At 66.0% G+C, this 13,849-nt stretch carries 10 protein-coding genes; 1 reads left to right on the top strand and 9 read right to left on the bottom strand.

The annotated features are described in order from the left end of the window. Positions 1-64 precede the first annotated feature (64 nt). The 8 genes from FHR22_RS02785 to FHR22_RS02750 form a co-directional block, all read right to left on the bottom strand. On the bottom strand, positions 65-1,348 hold the full coding sequence (locus FHR22_RS02785; protein WP_166938696.1) for a metal-dependent hydrolase family protein: 1,284 nt from the start codon (positions 1,346-1,348) through the stop codon (positions 65-67). A 45-nt stretch (positions 1,349-1,393) separates the two neighbouring features. Next, on the bottom strand, positions 1,394-2,392 hold the full coding sequence (locus tag FHR22_RS02780; RefSeq protein ID WP_166938694.1) for a dipeptide epimerase: 999 nt from the start codon (positions 2,390-2,392) through the stop codon (positions 1,394-1,396). After that, the gene (locus tag FHR22_RS02775; RefSeq protein WP_166940682.1) at positions 2,389-4,026 is read right to left on the bottom strand and encodes an N-acyl-D-amino-acid deacylase family protein; all 1,638 of its coding nucleotides are present in this window, start codon (positions 4,024-4,026) and stop codon (positions 2,389-2,391) included. The genes FHR22_RS02780 and FHR22_RS02775 overlap by 4 nt, the downstream gene beginning before the upstream one ends. Positions 4,027-4,073: 47 nt before the next feature. After that, positions 4,074-5,138 (bottom strand): alpha/beta fold hydrolase, encoded by a 1,065-nt coding sequence (locus tag FHR22_RS02770; RefSeq protein ID WP_166938692.1) that lies wholly within the window; start codon positions 5,136-5,138, stop codon positions 4,074-4,076. Beyond that, positions 5,135-6,298: a YkvI family membrane protein gene (locus FHR22_RS02765; RefSeq protein WP_166938690.1), complete on the bottom strand. Its 1,164-nt coding sequence runs from the start codon at positions 6,296-6,298 to the stop codon at positions 5,135-5,137. Before FHR22_RS02765 ends, FHR22_RS02770 begins: the two co-directional genes overlap by 4 nt. Then, positions 6,295-7,341: a DUF1611 domain-containing protein gene (locus tag FHR22_RS02760; protein ID WP_166938687.1), complete on the bottom strand. Its 1,047-nt coding sequence runs from the start codon at positions 7,339-7,341 to the stop codon at positions 6,295-6,297. The genes FHR22_RS02765 and FHR22_RS02760 overlap by 4 nt, the downstream gene beginning before the upstream one ends. Positions 7,342-7,487: 146 nt before the next feature. Next, positions 7,488-9,449 carry a serine hydrolase domain-containing protein gene (locus FHR22_RS02755; protein ID WP_166938684.1) on the bottom strand — a complete coding sequence of 654 codons (1,962 nt, stop codon included), beginning with the start codon at positions 9,447-9,449 and terminating at the stop codon, positions 7,488-7,490. Positions 9,450-9,821: 372 nt separating this feature from the next. Beyond that, positions 9,822-10,481 carry a helix-turn-helix domain-containing protein gene (locus FHR22_RS02750; RefSeq protein ID WP_166938682.1) on the bottom strand — a complete coding sequence of 220 codons (660 nt, stop codon included), beginning with the start codon at positions 10,479-10,481 and terminating at the stop codon, positions 9,822-9,824. Between the two features lie 246 nt (positions 10,482-10,727). On the opposite strand from FHR22_RS02750, the gene FHR22_RS02745 reads away from it, so the two are divergent. Further along, positions 10,728-13,184 (top strand): M20/M25/M40 family metallo-hydrolase, encoded by a 2,457-nt coding sequence (locus tag FHR22_RS02745; RefSeq protein ID WP_166938679.1) that lies wholly within the window; start codon positions 10,728-10,730, stop codon positions 13,182-13,184. A gap of 31 nt (positions 13,185-13,215) precedes the next feature. Here FHR22_RS02745 and FHR22_RS02740 read toward each other — a convergent pair whose 3' ends face one another. Then, positions 13,216-13,764 (bottom strand): hypothetical protein, encoded by a 549-nt coding sequence (locus tag FHR22_RS02740; RefSeq protein ID WP_166938677.1) that lies wholly within the window; start codon positions 13,762-13,764, stop codon positions 13,216-13,218. Between the last annotated feature and the right edge of the window lie 85 nt (positions 13,765-13,849).

Below are 13,849 nucleotides of genomic sequence, written 5' to 3'. Positions count from 1 at the left end.
CCCTGTCGCACCCGACCCAAATATTGTGCCCGGCGGCCCGGTTGGGGCGCACCGGGCGGATGGATTATTCGTCGGCAGCCCGGACGACGGCGCCGCCCTTCATCACGAACGCCATGGTCTCGAGCGCGCGGACATCGGTCAGCGGATCGGCCCTGACCGCGACGATGTCGGCCGCCTTGCCGGTGCCGAGCGTCCCGATCTCGTTTTCCAGCCCGACATGCGTCGCGGCCCAGACGGTCGCGGCGCGGATCGTGTCGAGCGGGGTCAGCCCGGCTTCGACCATCAGCGCGAATTCGCGGGCATTCTCGCCATGCTTCGACACCGCGGAATCGGTGCCGAAGGCGATTTTGACGCCGCCCTCATGCGCCCGCCGCAGCGCGTCGACCATCAGCGGCCCGACGGTGCGCGCCTTGGCGCGGACCGCATCGGGCATCCAGTCGGCGGTCTCGGCCTGCTCCGACACCGTATGACCAGCGAGCAATGTCGGGACGAGGTAGCTGCCCTTCGCCTTGAACAGGCGGATCGATTCGGGATCGATATAGGTGCCATGCTCGACCGAATCGACGCCGGCGCGCAGCGCGGCGTTGACCCCGTCGGTGCCATGCGCATGCGCCGCGACCTTGCGGCCCAGCCGGTGCGCGGTCTCGACGATCGCGACCAGTTCGGCGTCGCTCATCTGCTGGCCCAGACCTGCGGCGGTGTTCGACATCACCCCGCCGGTCGACGCGGTCTTGATGATGTCGGCGCCCTGCTGCACCGCCAGCCGCACCGCGCGCGCGCAATCGTCGGCGCCCGAGCACAATGTCTTGGCACGGAACAGGTCGAGGATTTCCTGGCGATAGCCGTGGATATCGCCATGCCCGCCGTGCGCCGCGACCCCGCCCGCGGCGATGATGCGCGGTCCGACCACCTTGCCGGTCGCGATCGCATCGCGCAGTCCGTTGATCGCCTCGGTCTCCGACCCCAGGTCGACCACCGTCGTGAACCCCGCACGCACCGTGCGCTTGGCGAAGACGACGCCGTCGAACGCCTGATCGGTCGCCGACTTGGTCACCGCATCGAGCCGGCTCGTCGGGCCCGATTCAAAGGTCAGGTGGACATGGCTGTCGATAAAGCCCGGCATGACGAACGCATCGCGCAGGTCGACGACAGCGCCCTCGCCGACGAAACCGTCGCGAATGGCGCTGACCTTGCCGCCCTCGACGACGATCGTCTTGTTCGTCTCGACCCGGCCACTGGCCGGATCGGCGAGCAGCCGCCCGGCATGAATATAGGTTGCCGCCTGCTCGGCCGCCGCCGGCAAGGCCAGCATGGCCGACGCCATCGCCGCAAGCATGATCTTCTTCATGATGTCCTTCTCTCCCCTGTTTTTCTTTGGGTTTTTTCCGTGCGTTTATCCGCGTCCCCAGATCGCCTCGCCGCACCAGGCATCGCCGCGGCGATATTCGATCGCGGGCGTGCGGTCGGCGGCGAGGAAGATCGGGCCGTCGAGATCGACGATGTCGCAAAGCTGGCCGACGATGAAGGCGGGCGCCATGGCGAGGCTGCTGCTGACCATATTGCCGACCATGACGCCAAGGCCGAGTTCGCGCGCCCGGCGCGCCATCGCCAGCCCCTCGGTCAGCCCGCCGCATTTATCGAGCTTGATGTTGACGACGTCGAAGCGCCCCGCGAGCCCATCGACATCGGCGAGGGTCAACACGCTTTCGTCGGCGGCGATCGGAATCGGGCTTTGGTAGCCGTCGAGATCGGCCTCGCGCCCGCGCGCCAGCGGCTGTTCGAGCAGCTTCACATCGGCGGCGGCGAGCGCGGTGATCAGCGCATCGAGGTCGCCGATCGCAAATCCCTGATTGGCATCGACGCCGATCCAGCAGTCGGGCCGCGCCGCGCGAACCGCATCGACGCGTGCGATGTCCATGTCGAGATCGCCGGTCAGTTTCAGCTTCAGCGCGCGCGCCTGCGCATAGTCGCGCGCGCCCGCCGCCATCACATCGGGATCGTCGGCGCCAAGCGTGAAGGTGGTGCGCAGCGGGCGGGGTTCGGGCAGGCCCGCCAAGGCGTGCACCGGGGTACCGCTTTGCCGCGCTTCGAGTTCCCACAGCGCGCAATCGATCGCGTTGCGGGCGCCGCCCGCGGGCAGCAGCCGCTGCAAGGCATCGCGCGTCATGCCGCCGGCGACCGCATCGCGCACGCCGTCGATGGCAACGGTCATCGCCGCGACATCGTCGTTCAGATAATAGACCCCCGCCGCCTCGCCGCGGCCCTCATGGATGCCGTCCGAAACGGTAACGACGACGACCGGCGAGTCGGTGAAGACATGGCCGGAAATGCGGAACGGCTTCGCGAGTGCGAAGCTTTCCACCTTATAATCCAGCGTCAGCGCCGCGGTCATGGCTTGGCGGCTCCCGCGCAGCCGTGGCGCAGCACCGTACCCGCCCTGGCGCCGCTGTGCTTGCCGTCCGCCAGCGTGACGACGCCATTGACGATCACGGTTTCGATCCCCGTCGGCGACGCCGTCGGTTTCTCCCAGCTCGCGACATCGTCGAGCTTGTCGAGGTCAAAGACGACGATATCGGCGCGCATTCCGTCACGGATCAGCCCGCGGTCGGACAGCCCCATGCGCTGCGCCGGCCAGCCGGTCATCTTGCGCACCGCTTCCTCCAGCGACAGCACATGACGGCGCTTCACATATTCGGCGATGATGCGCGGAAAAGTGCCATAGGCGCGCGGGTGCGGCAGGCCGAGCGCGTCCATCTCGCCGAATTTCTCCGACGCCGCCGCATCGCTGCCGATGCTGGTCCACGGCTGTTTCAGCGCCGTCTCGATATCCGGCTCGCTCATCATGAAATAGAGCGCGACCGAGCGGTTGGGCAGGCCTTCGAGCAAGATGTCCCACGCGACGTCGGCGGGATCGCGGTTCAGCGCCGCGCCGATCTCGGCCAGGCTCTTGCCGTGATAGGGCTTGTATTTCTCGCTGAAACCATTGGCGAGGCGAACGTTGCCGAAACCGCCCGACGCATGGACGAGGTTCGACCAGCCGGGCATCGACCCCGCCGCGACCTCTTTCTTCATCCGCTCGCGCACCTTCGGGTCGCGCAGCCGCTCGATTCCCTTCTCGACCCCGTCGGCCCACACCCAGCTCGGCGCGATAATCTCCAGCCCGGTGCCGCCCGCGGTGTAGGGATACATGTCCGCCGCGACATCGACCCCGCGCGCCCGCGCCGCGTTGATCGTCGCGACCGCCTGCGGCATCAGCTTGCCCCAGCCCGGCGCATAGGCGGCTTTGAGGTGGAAGATCTCGACCTTCACCCCGCCCTTCTCGCCGATCTCGATCGCTTCCTCGATCGCCTGGACCAGCCCTTCGCTCTCGTCGCGCATATGCGTCGCGTAGAAACCGTCGCACTGCGCCGCGACCTTCGCCAAGGTGACAAGGTCCGACGTCGTCTGGAAACTGCTCGGCGGATAGATCAACGCGCTGGTGATGCCGAAGGCGCCGTTCTGCATCGCGATTTTGACTTCGCGGCCCATTTCGTCGAGCTGCGCCGCGGTCGGCGATCCGGCGCCGTCGCCCATCACCTTCACCCGCGCCTGCGTCGCCGAATAATAGCTGCCGAAGTTGATCGAAATGCCCTGCTTTTCCAGCCGGCCGAAATAGGAGGGGATCTCGGCGGCGGGCACCGGCGTGCCGCCTTCGCCCGCGATCACCGTCGTCACGCCCATGCGCAGCTTATTCTCGGCCGCGCCGTTCTTAAGCAGCACGCCGCCCGACTGGTCCATCATGTCGATGAATCCCGGCGACACATAGCGTCCCGTCGCGTCGATCTCCTTCGCCCCGCGTCCGGCGACCTGGCCGACGCGGACGACCCGGCCATCCTTCACCGCGACATCGGCGCTGACCCAGGGATTGCCGGCACCGTCGAGCACGCGGCTGCCGCGAATGACGATGTCATAGTCGGGCGCCGGGGTGTTGGCGGCGAGCAGCAGCGGCAGCATCGCCGCCGCACCGAAGAAAATCTTACGCTTCATCATCTCATCTCCCTGCCGGCGCGCACGGCCGGCCATTTCATTCCTGGCTAGCGGATGGTCCCTTTGCCGGCCGATGTCCGGTCGGCGCGAACTTCGCCAACGACCTCGCGGACCGCGTCGATCACCACGTCGGGCCGGTCGATCTGAATATAATGACCCGCGTCGGGCACGATCTGCTGGCGGCCGCGCGTCGAAAGCGCGGTCTGCTCGGCATGGAGCACTTTCCATTCCTGCTTGAACCGCGCCCCGTCTTCGGCCCGGATGCCGAGCCCCTTGAGCTCGGCGGGCTTGAAGGGCGCCATCGCGGTCAGCACCACCAGCGGCCGGTTCCCGAAACTGCGAACCGCGCGCGCGTCGTCCATCGTGGCGTCGAAACCGTCGAGTTCGGAGGTCGCGCCTTTCACCGACGCGCTGGCATAAGCGGCCATTCGCGCCGCGGCGGCGCGCGGCAATTTGCCCTGCCCGGCATTGGCCATCGCCAGGCGCACGGCGCCCGTCCACGCCAGCGCGGATGCGGTGTGCATGATCCACGCCGCCTGTCCGGGATGGGCATTGGTATTGGCGACCTTGCCCAGCCGCGCGACCTGATCGGGATGCGACGCATCGACCATCACCAGCCCCGCGACCTGATCGCCATAACGCCCGGTATAGGTCCGTATATAAGGCCCGCCGATCGAATGGCCGACGAGCACGAGCTGGTCCGAAATCCCGGCCCCCTTCAGCAGGGCATGCAGGTCGTCGGCGACCGCGGCGGCGCGCTGCGGCGTGTCCTTGGGGTCGCTCCACATGATCCCCGCCCGGTCATAGGCGCAGGCGCGGGTAAAATGCGCGATCTGGTCGTGGACCAGCGTCCAGTCGATAGTACCGCCGGTACCCAGTCCCGATTCGAAAACGACGGTGGGCGATCCCGTGCCGCGGCAATCGATGTGCATTTTGCGCCCGCCGATATCGACCAGCTTGCCGGGCGCCGGATAGTTGGCCGCCGCGTTCCGGCGCCCCAGCGCCTCATAGATCGCGCCCACGATGACCAGCAGGATCAAGAGGGCAAGAAGGCCCAGAAATATGCGCTTCAGCCAGCGCCGGAAGCGCGCCCAGCCCGCCACCTTCGTCATTCGACATTCCCCTGCACGGCGGACCGGAGCTCCTCGGCCATATTCTGGCTGCGGACGAGGCGAAACAGCCCGACCGTCAGCAGCGGCACGACATAAACCGCCAGAAAAACCCATGAAAGAAAGCGGTATCCGCTGGCGATCAGCGTCACGAGCCCGAAGCGATCGGCAAGGAACATGCAGCCGATCAGCAGCGCCGCGGCGATTGCCCCTCGCGCCTTTTTGCCGAGCGGCGCCCCGCCTCTTGCCCGGCGCGCCGCGTCGACGCGTTCGTTGATCGCGTGCACCGACCCGGCCCCGCTTTCGAGCAGCGCGGCAAAGATCATGAACTGGAACAACAGGTGGAACAGCGGCATCTGGAGTTGCCGCAGCATGAAATCCGACGGCAGCGTCTCGTTCATGATGCCGGGATAGAAAGCGATCATCGCCACAAAGAAGAGGATGGCGGGCGCCATGGCGAGCGGCCCCGCGATCAGGCCCGAAACCACCGCGTCGCGCTGGCTGGTCAGATGGCGAATGACCGGCAGGATCACCACCGCGCCGATGACATTATATCCGGTGTAGGTCAGCCCGCCGAGGATCCAGCCGTCCGACGGCGCCGGCACCGCAAAGCGCGCCGCAATCTCGTCGCCGAAGCTGCTGAGCGCGAAGACCATGAACAGCGCGTAGACGCCGTAGAGCAGGAAGGAGACATATTTGAACAATCCCTCGACCGACGCATTGCCAAAGGTCACAAACAACGCGATCGAGGCCGCGAGCAGCGCGGTTCCGGCCAGCGGCGGCCAGCCGAATATCGACGCGCCGATCTCGCCCGCCGCGGCGCCGAACACCGCCAGCACCAGCGTCACGAGAAGGACGTAGCCGACCTCGAACAAAATCCAGGCCCGGCCAAGCAGTCCTTCGAAAAAACTGCGATAGTCGAACGCCCCGATCTTGCGTGCAAAGGCGAAGGTCGCGGCGCAGATGATGCTCCATAGCAGCATCGCCAGCAGCATCGCCGCCAGCCCGCCCCACGGCCCGCTGGGCAGGAAGAATTCGGCCAGCTCGCGCCCCGTTGCATAGCCGCCGCCGATCACGACGGCCTTGAACGCAAAGCCCGGCAACAGGAAGCGCTGGAACCACGACGGTCCCGCCCCTGACGCCGTGGCCGCGCCCGCGCTCATGCGAGGCAGCTGTCCATAAGGCGGTCGAACGCCTCGCCGCCGCGGATCGGGTCGGCGACCGGCAATCCCAGCCGCTCGCTTTCGGCCGCCATCAGCGCGGCCGCTTCATCGGCGTCCATATGCGCGGTGTTGAACGACACCCCGGCACAGCGGATCGCCGGATTGGTGCGTGCGCCGAGACGCAGGTTGAGCTCGATCGTCTCCTCGATGCTCGGCAGCTTGTAACCTGGCCGGCCCATCACCTCTTCGCGCCCGGGTTCATGGCAGACGACGATGACATCGGGCTGGCTCCCATGCAGCAGGCCCAGCGACACCGCGGCATAGGAGGGGTGGAACAGCGACCCTTGCCCTTCGACCACGTCCCAGTGACCGGGCGCCGCATCGGGGCTCACCAGTTCGGCAGCGCCCGCCTCGAAATCCGAAACCACCGCGTCCATCGGCACGCCGCCGCCCGCAATCATGATACCGGTCTGGCCGGTCGCCCGGAAATCGGCATCGACCCCGCGTGCGGCAAAGGCGCGCGCGATGGCCAGCGCGGTATATTTCTTGCCGAGCGCGCAGTCGGTTCCCACGGTGAGCAGCCGCATGCCCGAACGCTTGCGTCCGGTCCCGACCGGCAGTCCGCGCGGCGGATCGCGAACGTCGATCAACTGCCTGCCAAGCTCCTGCGCCCGGACCGCGAGGCCGGGAATATCGGCCAGCCGCATATGCATGCCGCTGACGATGTCGAGCCCCGCTTCGAGCGCCTCGAACAGCGAAGGAACCCAGCCGTCCGCAATCACGCCGCCGCTGTTCGCGACGCCGATCAGCAGCGATTGCGCGCCCCGCGCCTCTGCCTGCGCAGGAGTAAGTTGTTCGAGACCCGCGCTGACCGTCGCGCCCGGCAAGCGATATTCGCCGACGCATTTTTCGGGCGCCCAGTCACGCAGACCGAGCGCGGTTTTGGCATAGCCGCGCTGCGTCGTGTCGCCGAGGAACAGCAGATAGGGCTGCGGCAAGCTCAGCGATCCGGTGGAGACTTTGAAAGAGGATTCGATGTTCACGGACTTCACCTTGCAAGAACCAACAACTCATGCATCAAAGCGACAATCCTGCCTATGCTCTTTGAAGCCTGATTAGGTCAGTAATTTTCTATTTTTGAAATTTCAAGAAAATTCTGCGGTCGAGCGCCGCTAAATGACCCGGCCGGTCAGAAAGCCGTGCCGATGCCGATCAGATGGAAGACGGTGGCGATCCACAGCAGCACCGCCGCGCTGGCCAGCAGCACCACGCTCCACAACCGCGCGAATTTTCCCGGCGCGCCCTTCCAGACCAGCGCGAGGTTCCACATTGCGCTCACCACGAGCCCGCCGAGGATGAGCGGCGTCGCGATGCGCAGCACGATCAGCGCCGGGTCGAGCTCGCCGTTCATCGACGAGAAGTCGGACAGCAGCGCGCTCGCGAACAGCAACCAGGCAACGAGGACGATCACCGCCAGCGCGCCGAGCAGGCACGTCAGGCGATAGGCCCGCCATTCAGCGACACTCCTTTGCGGCCGGACGCCATAATGATGCCGCACCAGCGCGGTGACCGGCCAGAACAGCGCCGTCAGCGTCAGCGCGGCAAGGCTGGCGAACAAGGCGGGCGAGAGCCAGGCCGCCGAACTGTACCAAGGGACCGGATCGAAAAGCATGAAGGGTGACGAGGAATCGATTCCGAAACGAACGACGCGGCCGTCCTTCACTTCCGCCGCCAGCCGCATCTTGCCGCCGGCTTCGCGCCAGACGAACGGAGCGATCTCGACCCATTTGCGGTTCGCGCCGCCAATCGTCGGGGCCGCCTTGAACAGGATGCCGCCGTCGGCATCGAGCGCGATCTTATATTGCCCGGTGAGTTCCATCGCTTTCAGAAAGCTCGTCTCGATCCGCCGGGTCTTGTTATAGGTGCCGACCATCATCCGTGCATGGTCGCGCGCGATCGCCGCATCGACGCGCCCGTCGGCCTGGACCGCGGGAAAGTAGCGATCGGCGAAGGCTTCGAACAAATGGCTGCGGATCGCCGCCGACAGCTTTTCAGCGCCCGCGGCATTCATCGACATATAGACGCCGACCTTCTCGCCCGGGAACATCCACAACTGGCTGTGAAAGACGATCGAATCGCCGGCGTGCGACAGCACCTTCCGCCCGTTGATATTCTGTTCGTAGAAACCGAGCGCCATGCCGTTGAGCGGCGTGATCATTTTCGTGATGCTGTCGTGCATCAGATGCGCGGTCTCGGGCTTGAGCAATACCCCGCCATTGTCGAGGTGCGCGATCATGAAGCGCCCCAGGTCGGCGCCGGACGCGGCCAGGCCGCCCGCGGGGGCGAAGCTGTTCAGTTCCGGTTTGCCGGGCTTACCCGATCCCAGCAGATAGCCGTTCGCCAGCAACGGCTCCAGCCGTGCCGGCAATTGCTGGCGAAAGGTCGAGTGCGTCATCCCGGCGGGCGCAAAGATGCGCTGTTCGGCATAATCGTTGAACGGCATGCCCGACACGCGCTCGACGATATAAGCGGCCAGCGTCGTGCCGTAATTCGAATAGGCGGGCGTCGTCCCCGGCGCATAGATGCGCGGCGGAACCTGCCGCTTTACCGCGGTGCCGAGCGACGGAATATCCTTGATATCATAGCTGTTGAGGCCGCGCTGCACCTCGTCGAACCCCCCGGTATGCGTCATCAGGTTCCGCATCGTGACCGGCTTGCCGTCAAAGGGCGGAATCTTGAAATCGAGATAGGCGTTGATGTCCTTGTCGAGATCGATCTTCCCTGCCTCGACCATCTGCATCACCGCGGTCCAGGTGATCGTTTTCGAAACCGACGCCTGTTTGAAGAGCGTCGTTTCGGGGTCGACCGGGCGGCGCTTCGCGACATCGGCGAAACCGAAACCGCGCTGGGTCAGGATCGCGCCATCCTTGACGACGACGACAACCGCGCCTGCCGCCCTGCCCCGCTCGAGCGCATAGGGCATGAAACCGTCGAGCCACGCGTCGACATCGGCCTTGACCAGCGGCCACGCCAACGGCGGCGCCGCTACCTTTGCCGCCGGAGCCTGCGATACCGGGCCCGACACCGCCGGGGCCGCCAGCATCGCCAGCGCAGCCGCGCCGACCATCTTGCAGAATCTGAAAAAACGCATGCTACCCTCGCTCCCGGCCGGCAGCGCTTCTCCCAAGGATGGCTTACCGGAAATTTCTTAAATTGAAATTTTTTTCAATATCGAGATAAAGCATCCGGAATGGAAATTTGTCAATGGCCTGGCTGAGCGCTGACAAAACATCCGCCACTACCGCCAGCCCATTTCGCAACGGGCGATACCGACGGGCGGATTTGGGGTGGGGAGCGGACGTTCCGATAACCGTCATCCGCGGAGGAGACCCGTGGCTCTTCCGCCTTGACCCGGGATCCCGCTTTGTTTTGGAGCAGAGGCAGTTTCGGCATCAAGCGGGACCCCGGATCAAGTCCGGGGTGACGAGGCGGTGGGACGTCCGCAAACGGCCGTTACCCCACCCTAATCGATCGGCCGCAGCGAGGATTTCAGATCGGCGTCGGCCGCCGAGCAGACCGAGAGAATGCGGCAGGGCCCCTCGCCCACCGCGACATAGCCATGTCCCATCGAGGCGTCGAAATAGGCCGAATCGCCCGTTTTGAGCAGCGAAGGTGCGTACATGTCGCTGTGGAATTCGCACTGGCCTTCCAGCACCAGCACATATTCCTCGCCTGTATGGCGCATTAATTCGCCGAAATCATCGATCGACCGTACCTTGATCTCGATGATCATCGGGTTCAGCACCTTGTTCAGCAGGTCAGCCGACGGATAGGTATAATTATAGGTGGTCGTCTTGATCGACGGTCCCGCACCCGCCGGCGTGATGCTCCGCCGCGCGGTCGTCGCGGGCGCCGCCGCCGGCTGGGCGGCGGGCGCCGCGAACAGGCGGGTGATATCGATTTCCAGCCCGCGGCTGAGCCGCACTAGCTTTTCGTAGCTCAGCGACATTTTGCCCGTTTCGACTTTCGACAAGGTCGAAACCGGAATCCCGGTCCGCTCGCTCACCTCGGCCAGCGTCCAGCCGTTCTCGGTTCGAAACTCCCTCAGAAACAGGCCTGGATTATTCGTCGCCGTCCCGCGCTTCTCGATGGTCGACGTTCCATTTCCCCGCGCTGACGGCATTCGCTTCCTTTCAATCGATTTTCTCATTTAGCACATATTTGCATTTTTGCACTTCGATCAAGAAAAAGCCCATGCCACCGCATGATTCCGCGCGCGACGGCGCGCCAGACCGCACAAGAATGCGGCCACAAACGGTCCTATACAGGTCATTATTTGACAAATCAGAAAATTCTGAAAATGTAGCGACCAGAGAGGGTGTCTCGGACGACGCGACGCGCACCCCGCATTTCAAGGAGCGACATGTTCATGCAAGCCGATCGCCGCGACGCCGAGGCCCCTGTTTTCGTTCCGGAAAAGCTCCGCTGGTTGCTGGCGCTGTTCGTGCTGGTCGCCGCGATATCGCTCGCTTTCCTTGCCAACCGGCTGCCCGAACCGGCGGCGACGACGTCTCCCGCCACGCATTTTTCAGCCGATCGCGCGATGGCCGACGTGCGCGCGATTGCAATCAGGCCGCACCCGATCGGATCGCCCGAAATCGAAGCGACCCGAACCTATCTGCTATCCCGCATGACCGTGCTGGGGCTGGCGCCGCAGATGCGCGACCAGACGATCGTCGTGACCCGCCGCAATTCCGCCGACGCGGCGATCGGCGGGCGCGTCCGCAACATCGTCGGCGAACTAAAGGGCAGCGACCCCGCCTTGCCCGCGCTGTTGCTGATGGCGCATTACGACACCGCGCCGCTGTCGCCAGGCGCCGGCGACGATACCGCGGGCGTCGCGGCCGCGCTGGAAGTGGCTCGCGCACTCAAAGCCGGCGGACCGCTGCGCCGGTCGGTGATCTTCCTCATGACCGACGGCGAAGAGGCCGGGCTGCTGGGCGCCAATGCCTTTTTCGAACAGGATGAACTGCGCCAGCGCGCCGGGCTGGTCATCAATCTCGAAGCCCGCGGCGACAGCGGCAAGGCGCTGATGTTCCAGACCAGCGGCGGCAACCGCGCGCTGATCGCAGCGTACCGGCGCAATGTCGACCGGCCCGCCTCGGACTCGTTGATGGTCACCATCTACAAGCGCATGCCCAACGATACCGACCTGACCGCGGCGCTGGAACGCGGCCACACCGGCATGAACTTCGCCTTCGTCGGGCACCAGATGGCCTATCATACGCCGCTGTCGACGCCCGAAGGCCTTAATCCGGGCAGCGTCCAGCATATGGGCGACCAGATATTGCCGATCGCGCGCGATTTCGCGCAGGCCAAAAGCCTCGACAAGGACGGCGGCGATATGGTGTTCGCCGATCTGTTCGGCCGGTTTTTCATCACCTATCCCGTCGCGGTCGGCTGGCTTCTGGCGATCGTCGGGGCCGTCGCCGCTTTTACGATGGTCGCCGTCAGCCTCACGCGCCGGACGATCGGCTGGCGCGACACGATGAGGGGCGCGGGCGGCGTGGTGACGCTGCTGCTTGGCGTCGCAACGATCCTGATGCTGGCGCTGCGCCTCGTCACCCTGCTGCTGCGCGATATCGCCTCGCCCTATGCGGTGGTCGGCCAGTTCGGGTCGGTGCTGTCGGCCTCGATCCTGCTCGGCCTCGGCGGTGGCGCGCTCCTCCTCGCTTGCGCCGCCAGCGGCCGCCGGTGGCAGGCAGCGCTGTCGCTCGCCGCTGCAGGCGTGGTTGCCGCGCTGCTCGGTGACTTCAGCGTCGTGCCGCTCGGGCTGGGCCTCGCCGCCGCGCTGTTCGCTTTTGCCAGCTTCGGGCCGCGCACCGCGCTGCCCGGCTGGTTCGCGGGCGCGGCGGCCCTGATCGGCCTGCTCGCACTGTTGCTCCAGATATTTCTGCCCACCGGCGCGCACGCGCTCCTCTGGCCGCTCATCTTGCTATTGCCCGCACTGGCGTTGCTTCTGTTCGCCCCCGGCCGCGCGGCCCGCCCCGCCGGCCTGATCGCGCTAGCCTTGTCCGCGGCGCTCCTCGCCGGGCTCATGGCGCGAACCGGCTATGACTTCTTTGTCCTCATCGGCGCGACATTGCCCGCGGTCCTGACGCCCTTCATCCTGCTTTTGCTGCTGGCGCTGGCTCCCCTCCTCTGGACATCGCGCCATCTTCCGCGCGTGGGAGCGCTCTTCACTATTGCAGGCCTCGTCCTCTGCACCGCCGCCGGGATCGCGGGCCGGACGCCATCGGCTGCCAGCCCCGAAATGGTCGAAGCCTTCCTGGTTGCGGATGCCGACGACGGCAGCGCCCGCTGGGTGAGCGGCAAGTTCGATACGAGCGGCTGGGTGAAGACCGCGCTGACGCAGGACGGCGGCACGCCAAAGCTGCAGTCGATCGCCCCGCTCGCCAAGGAAGAGCATTGGGTCGCGCCGGCGAAGCCCGCCGCCTTCCGCAAACCCGCGCTCGAAGTCGCGGCGACCGCCAACGGCACGGCGCATCGCATCGACATCCGCGCGGGCAACAGCAATGGCGGACGCTATATGCGGCTCTATCTGAAGCCCTCGGTCGACCTGACGGGGCTGCGGCTGGCGGGGACGCCGGTCGCCGGGACATTGCAGGCCGGATCCTGGTCGCAGCTGATCTTCCATGCCAGCGGCAGCGAAACGGTCGATATAAGCCTGCAGGCGGCCGCACCCGGCCAAGTCGAGGTCCGGATGGCCGAGGTTCGCGACGGCTGGCCCGCGACCGCTCGCGCGATCCCCTTCCCGCCCCACGTCATTCCGTTTCGCCGGGCGGGCAACAGCATGATCGTCACCCAAAGGGTGGCGAAATGGTAAACCGCGCCATCCGACCGGGCGCGCTTGGCGCTCAGCCGCCTTTCTTCTGCCCCCGTGCCGAGCGGACGCCTTCGACGAATTGCTTTTGATTTACCTTCACCGCGAGCCCCTTTTTCGACAGGAAAAAGGCGGCGCGCGGCATGGTGATATTGCCTTCGCTGGTGGTCAGCACCGCGCCCTGCGGCGCGATCGTCTTGACCTTGCCGAGCACTGCGGCGCCATCGGCGCTGTAGACATCGGCGCCCGGCTTCAGCGCCCCGTCGACCGCCGCCGCGTCACTCTCGGCTTCCTTCAGCACCGCCAGAATCTTGGCCTTCGGCGCCTGCAGCGCAGGCCCCTTGGCGCCCTTCACGAAAGCGTCCTTGGGCACCACCAGCCCGTTGCCGTCGATGACCACCGCGACCCTGTCAGCCGCCACCTTGCCGATCTGCCCGACCTCTTCGCCATTCTGGTCATAGACTTTGGCGCCGGGGGTTAGCGACGCAGCGGGCGCCTTTTCCTGCGCCAGCGCCCCGGGAACGGCGGACAGCCCCGCGCCGGCAAGGCAAAGAGCGGCGAGCAAACGGAAAGGCTTGGGCATGAAAAGCTCCTGTCGAACGGCATCTCCGCCCGTGCCGCATCGCGCGGTGTCGCGCCAAATGCCATGCTGCCCGGCCGTGCAACGG

Source organism: Sphingopyxis panaciterrae (genome assembly GCF_011762125.1).
GTDB classification, from domain to species: Bacteria; Pseudomonadota; Alphaproteobacteria; order Sphingomonadales; family Sphingomonadaceae; genus Sphingopyxis; species Sphingopyxis panaciterrae.
This window is presented reverse-complemented; position numbering and strand designations above follow the sequence as displayed.

Bases quoted from the DNA above. Each gene is read 5' to 3' on its own strand.
- FHR22_RS02740 (WP_166938677.1), bottom strand. From the start codon at position 13,764: ATGCCCAAGCCTTTCCGTTTGCTCGCCGCTCTTTGCCTTGCCGGCGCG.
- FHR22_RS02785 (WP_166938696.1), bottom strand. From the start codon at position 1,348: ATGAAGAAGATCATGCTTGCGGCGATGGCGTCGGCCATGCTGGCCTTG.
- FHR22_RS02775 (WP_166940682.1), bottom strand. From the start codon at position 4,026: ATGAAGCGTAAGATTTTCTTCGGTGCGGCGGCGATGCTGCCGCTGCTG.
- FHR22_RS02780 (WP_166938694.1), bottom strand. From the start codon at position 2,392: ATGACCGCGGCGCTGACGCTGGATTATAAGGTGGAAAGCTTCGCACTC.
- FHR22_RS02770 (WP_166938692.1), bottom strand. From the start codon at position 5,138: ATGACGAAGGTGGCGGGCTGGGCGCGCTTCCGGCGCTGGCTGAAGCGC.
- FHR22_RS02745 (WP_166938679.1), top strand. From the start codon at position 10,728: ATGCAAGCCGATCGCCGCGACGCCGAGGCCCCTGTTTTCGTTCCGGAA.
- FHR22_RS02755 (WP_166938684.1), bottom strand. From the start codon at position 9,449: ATGCGTTTTTTCAGATTCTGCAAGATGGTCGGCGCGGCTGCGCTGGCG.
- FHR22_RS02765 (WP_166938690.1), bottom strand. From the start codon at position 6,298: ATGAGCGCGGGCGCGGCCACGGCGTCAGGGGCGGGACCGTCGTGGTTC.
- FHR22_RS02750 (WP_166938682.1), bottom strand. From the start codon at position 10,481: ATGCCGTCAGCGCGGGGAAATGGAACGTCGACCATCGAGAAGCGCGGG.